This is a genomic window from Vibrio pacinii DSM 19139 (assembly GCF_000711795.1).
In the GTDB taxonomy this organism is placed as follows: domain Bacteria; phylum Pseudomonadota; class Gammaproteobacteria; order Enterobacterales; family Vibrionaceae; genus Vibrio; species Vibrio pacinii.
Map to the genome: position 1 here is coordinate 21,326 of NZ_JONH01000024.1, position 6,000 is coordinate 27,325.

Annotated in this window: 5 protein-coding genes and 1 pseudogene; 3 read left to right on the forward strand and 3 right to left on the reverse strand. The window is 45.1% G+C overall.

Annotated features, from left to right (window positions below):
• Positions 1 to 155: 155 nt before the first annotated feature.
• Complete coding sequence (locus BS19_RS14090) at positions 156 to 560, forward strand: glycine zipper family protein (protein ID WP_038176082.1); 405 nt, start codon at positions 156 to 158, stop codon at positions 558 to 560.
• Between the two features lie 117 nt (positions 561 to 677).
• Here BS19_RS14090 and BS19_RS14095 read toward each other — a convergent pair whose 3' ends face one another.
• Both BS19_RS14095 and BS19_RS14100 read right to left on the reverse strand, forming a co-directional pair.
• Positions 678 to 2,378, reverse strand: a complete 1,701-nt coding sequence (locus tag BS19_RS14095; protein WP_245609286.1) for a hypothetical protein — start codon at positions 2,376 to 2,378, stop codon at positions 678 to 680.
• Between the two features lie 229 nt (positions 2,379 to 2,607).
• Positions 2,608 to 3,924: an MBL fold metallo-hydrolase RNA specificity domain-containing protein gene (locus BS19_RS14100; protein WP_038176083.1), complete on the reverse strand. Its 1,317-nt coding sequence runs from the start codon at positions 3,922 to 3,924 to the stop codon at positions 2,608 to 2,610.
• 347 nt (positions 3,925 to 4,271) lie between these two features.
• Here BS19_RS14100 and BS19_RS14105 point away from each other — a divergent pair, with 347 nt between their 5' ends.
• On the forward strand, positions 4,272 to 5,411 hold the full coding sequence (locus BS19_RS14105) for an efflux RND transporter periplasmic adaptor subunit (protein WP_038176084.1): 1,140 nt from the start codon (positions 4,272 to 4,274) through the stop codon (positions 5,409 to 5,411).
• Positions 5,387 to 5,719: pseudogene (locus BS19_RS14110) on the forward strand (TolC family protein); the annotation flags it as partial. The gene BS19_RS14105 and the pseudogene BS19_RS14110, both read left to right, overlap by 25 nt.
• An 8-nt stretch (positions 5,720 to 5,727) precedes the next feature.
• On the opposite strand, the gene BS19_RS19875 reads toward BS19_RS14110, so the two are convergent.
• The coding region (locus tag BS19_RS19875) for an integrase core domain-containing protein (RefSeq protein WP_157631181.1) at positions 5,728 to 6,000 on the reverse strand (273 nt) is incomplete at its 5' end.

Consider the following 6,000-nt stretch of genomic DNA (forward strand, 5'->3'; position numbering starts at 1 on the left):
TTAGCCTAATTGTCAGAACTGTACGTGTTAACTCATCATTTCAGGTTTTGCCTAAAGTGCGTCTTTAAAGCGAGGATATGATCCTTCTTATCCGATAGCGATTAATCGTATTGCAGCGTTAAACTTCGGTGACTGAAAGTTGTTGGAGATAAATCATGAGAGCGCTAAAGGTTGCGGCTTTTATGCTGGTGGTTACAAGTACCGCCTATGCTACGCCAAATGTGATTGTGGACACTAAAGGTGTTGATACCACCCAATATCATGCTGATATGTATGAGTGTCAGCAATATGCGCAGCAAGTGTCACCTGAAGAGGTGGATTCTGCAGGTAGGAGTGTTGTTGGTTCAACCGCCAGAGGTGCACTACTTGGTGCAGCAGGCTCTGCCATTGCAGGTGGTAGTGGTAGCGATGGCGCTAAGGTTGGTGCTGGCATCGGTCTGGTTGGCGGCGCGTTACACCACCGAGCCGAAAAACGTCATGCTTCTGAGTTAAGTGAAGAGCAAAAATTTGAGGTAACCCGCAACTGCATGGTGCATAGAGGTTACACTGTTTTGAATTGATAAATGTCGTCTGCTTGGTGCAATCAGTATTTGATTGCACCAAGCTCCGCGAATAGACTTAAATTTGAATAAAATCATGGTTTGAAACAAACCGTTATTGACGTCAAATCAAGGCGATTAGAAGCGATAACCAAGGCTGATGGTGACCGATTCACGCGTTTCACCTTTGTTGTACAATGCCGTCACGTTGTAGTGCCTGCCTAACTGCTTGTTAAAGCCAATCAAGTAAGCCCACTCATTGATTTTCACTCCTACATCATATTCAAAGTCACCGCCTAATTCGTCCACGTAGCCTAAGTTGCCACTAAGACGAGAGTCGAGACCTTGATACTCCGCGCCAACCAAGATTTGCGCTCGATAGTCTACTAACTGATAACCAAGCATCGGTTGAACGACTAACAACGGCTCTCCCCATTCGCTCTGGCCCTCTAAACGTGTTTGGGATACGGTGGCATTTAATGTGGCAAAAAACTCTCGGTACCCAATTGCTAAGGTTGTGCCTACACCGACTAAATCGTAATCGAGGTATAGAGGAATGCCAAGTCGACCTCTTTCACACAAGGGTAATCCTTCCTTGGCTAGCACACGACAAGCGAGCCCTCCAATGATAGGGTTTTCGTCACGAAAATCATTTAAGGTTTCGGCGGTATATTCTGCGTCAATATCTGCTCGTACTTTGATTTTTCCTAGCAACGCATAAACGTTCCAAAATGGTAAAATAAACACATCACCACGCAGTGAAATACTTTCAGCGCTGACTGTCGCAAAACTTTTACTCGGGTCAAAGTCTTTGTCTAAATTTTTGTAACCAATTTCCCCTAAACCTAGATTAAAGGTTTCAAAGCCTAAGTCCATCGCTTGGTTGCGGTATGCAACGGAAAATCCGTAGGGAAGGGGTAAATCAATCCCTTGTTTTCGAACCAAATCCGCCATTATAGGGAAGGTTCTGTTGAGCTCGATTTTCTTCTCTCGTATACGCGGGTCAGAGACGACTTTAAACAGTTCTTCGTTTTTCACTTCGATGCCAGTCACATCATCATAGAAAACAACGGGAGTGGTGGTTACTTCCAATTTTGCTGGCTTGCCTTTAAAGGTGCCTTTTGCTGTGACCGCTTTTGTTTTTACGTACAGTGAACCATCACTCAGTTTGTCGAATATGATCTCTTGATGGTAGTTCTCAATGATATAACGGCCATACTCGAATGGCGCCGAGTTCACGATGACCATTTTTTGTGGTTGACGGTCAATCACATGGACATCGACTTTCATAAATCGAAAGTAAGCGACATCTTGCGGTAGTGCGTATTTTGAATAATTGAAACTCACAATCGCGGTTTTATCATCAATCTCTTTAACCACCACCGAGGATTGATCATAACTATCGGCATACTGACGTAGCTTGTACTCCGTTCGTGATAAATATTCAATTGAATCAATTACATCGCCATCATCAACAAGCGAAAGACCGTCTTCATCTTGGGAAAGTTGATCCGGAAAATATTTCACTCGCAGGTCTATGATGCCTTTGTCATCGGTTGTTTGAACCAAATAGAAAGAGGACTTAGAGGCATCGCCATCAATGGTGGTGACCTTCTCTACATGCTCAACAATATGGTCTCCCTGTGTCAGAGAGCTGATGCCATATTTAGGCAAGTGATTAGGTATTCCGTACTGTTCAAAAATGGTCTGTGCGGATGCATTTGAGAAAGGTAATAAGCTTGCCAACAACAGAGCAACAGATTGAATACTCTTTTTGCTAATCATTGCACAGTGAAAGCGTTGAAACACTGAGTGAATAAAGTTTGCCAACGTTTGCATCTCCCTATGAAGCAATCGTGCTGGTACTAATATAACCCAGTCACAATTGCAAGATTAATATGGAAATCAATATTATCGATTAACGTTATGATTCTAGTCGAAAATGCAGCGCTAAGACATTTAAATTTATAACAAACAGCTTATTTGCTGCTTTTTTATTTAAAGTTCCTTACACCTGTCCTTTGATTGATTTTGATTTTGATTTGATTGATGCTTCTCGTGGCCGCTGTTATTTTACCGAGTAGCCACGCTGTTTCAGCTCTTGAGCAAAATACGATTGGGTTTGTGGCTCACCATGAATCAAATGCACTTGTTTAGGTTTAGGCTCTATTCCCTCGATAAAGCGCAGTAAATCGGTTTTGTCGGCATGGGCTGAGTAGCCAGACATGGTGTGAATATGTGCGTTAACTTCAACGTATTCATCATCAATGTGTACCTGCTTGTCACCCGATTGAATCGCACGGCCTAGCGTTCCTTCGGCTTGATAGCCGGCTAATATCACATCGGTTCGTTGATCAGGCAGCAGTGCTTTCAGGTAGTCCATTATGCGCCCGCCTTGGCACATTCCTGAGGCCGCCACCACAAGCGCAGGCTCGCCAGTCGATTTTAAACGGTTCACTAGTCGCTGGTGGGTACGGTGGTCTTCTACCGTGATGCATTGCTCAAAGGCTAACGGATGACGGTGTGATTGCAAGCGTTGCTTGGCCTCTTGCCCCCACAAGCTTTTAAAACGTCGATAAGATCGAGTGACCTTCTGCGCCATCGGGGAGTCGAGAATAATCGGTAGACGAATGTCGATGTCGTGGGCATGAATCAGTTGTTCAATATCAAACAGTAGCTCTTGCGTTCGGCCAACGCTAAACGCAGGGATGAGGATCGATCCGCCATCTTGTAATGAACGGTCGATAATGGCTTTCAACCGCGCAGCGCGAGACGCGATCTCTTCGTGTTGATTGTCGCCGTAAGTGGTTTCAATCAATAGATAATCAGCTCGCTCAGGAGAAACTGGGTCAGGTAATAATGGTGTATTACTTGGCCCCAAGTCGCCAGAGAAAACCACTACCTCTTGATTGGGCAATTGCAGTTCAATGTACGCCGAACCCAGAATGTGACCCGCAGGTTGAAAGCGAGCGTAAAGGCCATTTGGTTGCTGCACATCAATCGGAAACCATTGATTATATTCTTTGGCAACCAACAATTTACGGATGCGGTTCAGCACTCGCTGTGCTTGTTTGTATTTTAACCCGAGCTGCAGCTTTAAACTGTCTTCGAGCATCAAAGGGATAAGCTCTGCGGTCGCTGCAGTGCAGTAAATCGGCTTATTAAAACCGTTCGTGAGCAGCCAGGGCAGGCGGCCAATGTGATCAATATGGGTGTGGGTAAACAGCAGGGCACAGAGCGGTTTGGTGTCAAACTCAATATCCAATGGGCGGGTATCAGCGCCTTGAAATAGCCCACAATCAATCAACACCGCTTGGCCATTTGATCGGAACTCATGGCACGAACCCGTTACTGTCTCTTTACCGCCGTGGTGGATAATCTGCATAACTTACTCTGATTAACTCTTGTTGCTTGAACTGTGCTGACCAGCAAGCGGTAAGTAAATCAAAATCAATCAGAGTTGCGAACATTCAGCACTTTTACAGGTAACTGAGTGATGAGTCAATGCAATCGCTGTGAGGCAACGCGCGAGAATGAGAGTGAGTTGAACAGAGTGTTTAGGTCGATATTGGGTTAACGAGGTGGAAGGCTGTACTGATAAAATGCTACAACGTTATCTACCTAAAGTTGTGCATTGTCCCAGAACTTTGTGAACTTGGAGTCGCGACAGAACTACACAACAATATGAACTACTCAACAATAATAACTACACGACAATAATTGGATTCTATAATGGCGAAAACTTGGCTTGCTTGCGCAGTGAGTGTTGTATTGCTCGGCAGTGGGATGTATTCCTATCTGCAGTCATCGATGCAACCTAAAACCTTTGTGACCTTAATGGTAGGGAAAGGGACACTAGAGAAGCAAGCTGTGGCCGTCGGTCAAATTGTCCCGGCGCATTCGGTGCTAATCAAATCCCAGCTCGATGGAATTGTAGGAGAAATCTATGTTCAAGTAGGAGAGAAGGTAAAACAAGGGCAAGCACTGATTAAAGTGCGACCAAACCCTACGCCTCAAGCATTGACTAACGCATCAACTGAGTTAATGCGCAGCGAAGCCGAGCTTGAATCGGCTAAACAGAAACTCGCCAACCTAGAAAGTCTGGTTAGGCAAGACATTATTCCTAATAACTATGATGAGTATGTTAGTGCTCGCTCGATGGTTAAATCTGCTCGGGCCAGTGTACTGCAAAAGCGTCAGAACCTAGAGCTAATTCGCAGTGGCGAAGCGTCGATTGGGCAGGTGCGCTTAACCTCGACTATTTATGCTCCCATTGACGGCACGGTGCTAAATCGTAAAGTGGAAGTGGGTGAACCGATCACTTCAACTCAATCAAGTCAGGCGGCAACAGAGATGATGTCTTTGGCCGATATGAATAACCTTATTTTTAAAGGCAGTGTCAGCGAGCAAGATGCCAGCCAGTTATTTCCAGGAATGCCAGTATTGCTAACCGTTGCTCCTTACTCGGATGTGGTCATTAAGGGGGAGCTAACTAAAGTCGCTATTCAGTCACAAAACTTAAACTCTCCAGACGCCATAGCAGAGAGTTTTGACAATGGTTTTGGTGTTGAGGTCGGCGAGTTGGCGATTCCTTCGGAGATAATGTTGCGTTCAGGCTTCTCTTCAACGGCAACGATCACCCTACAAAAATCAGAAAACGTACTTGTGCTACCTGAGCGAGCGCTGCAATTTGAAGGTGATACGCCTAATGTGCTGATCCCGGATAGTTCAGATCAAGGTTTCCATAAACGTCAGGTGAAGTTGGGCTTGTCTGACGGAATCAATGTCGAAGTGCTTGAGGGCGTAGAGCTCAATCAAGAGGTTATCGATACCAGCATGATGAGCGCGAACCATGGCAGCAGGCGAAAATGAGTGACCCTAGCTATGAGAAAGCCAAAATTGGTGTGCAGTTAGGCGAGACGGGTGTTGCATCTAGTCGCAGTTTTTTGGTGCCATCGTTAAGCGCAACAGCCTCTGCAAATTGGAATGAAAGTACAGATAACACTAATCGTTATGGCGCATCACTTGCGCAAACTATTTGGGATAGCCGTTTGTGGTCAGATTTAGATCAGGCGCAGGCGAATTACCTAAAATCTCAACTGGAATTATCTCAGGCACATAACCAACTTGCCGAAAAACTATTGTCGGCCTATTTAAATGTGGCAAGTAAACAGGATGACTGTAGTGGTCAACTAAAATTGGCCACGGTTTTAGAGTTTTCCCAATATAATCTTTCTGATTCATTGGGCGTTAGGCCACCGTTATACTGATGTGGCCTGAGTTGGCAGTAATATCCGATAATGTAGCGGGTGATCTCTTGTTGAGCCTCAGCGAAGCTACGATAACCTACCGTCGGCACCCATTCTGTCTTCAAACTTCTAAAGAAGCGCTCCATTGGCGCATTATCCCAGCAATTTCCTCTGCGAGATAAACTCTGTTTTATTTGAAAACGCCACAGTAA

What these genes read in the sequence shown, in the direction of transcription:
- BS19_RS14090 (WP_038176082.1), top strand. Translation starts at nt 156, where the DNA reads ATGAGAGCGCTAAAGGTTGCGGCTTTTATGCTGGTGGTTACAAGTACC.
- BS19_RS14095 (WP_245609286.1), bottom strand. Translation starts at nt 2,378, where the DNA reads ATGCAAACGTTGGCAAACTTTATTCACTCAGTGTTTCAACGCTTTCAC.
- BS19_RS14100 (WP_038176083.1), bottom strand. Translation starts at nt 3,924, where the DNA reads ATGCAGATTATCCACCACGGCGGTAAAGAGACAGTAACGGGTTCGTGC.
- BS19_RS14105 (WP_038176084.1), top strand. Translation starts at nt 4,272, where the DNA reads ATGGCGAAAACTTGGCTTGCTTGCGCAGTGAGTGTTGTATTGCTCGGC.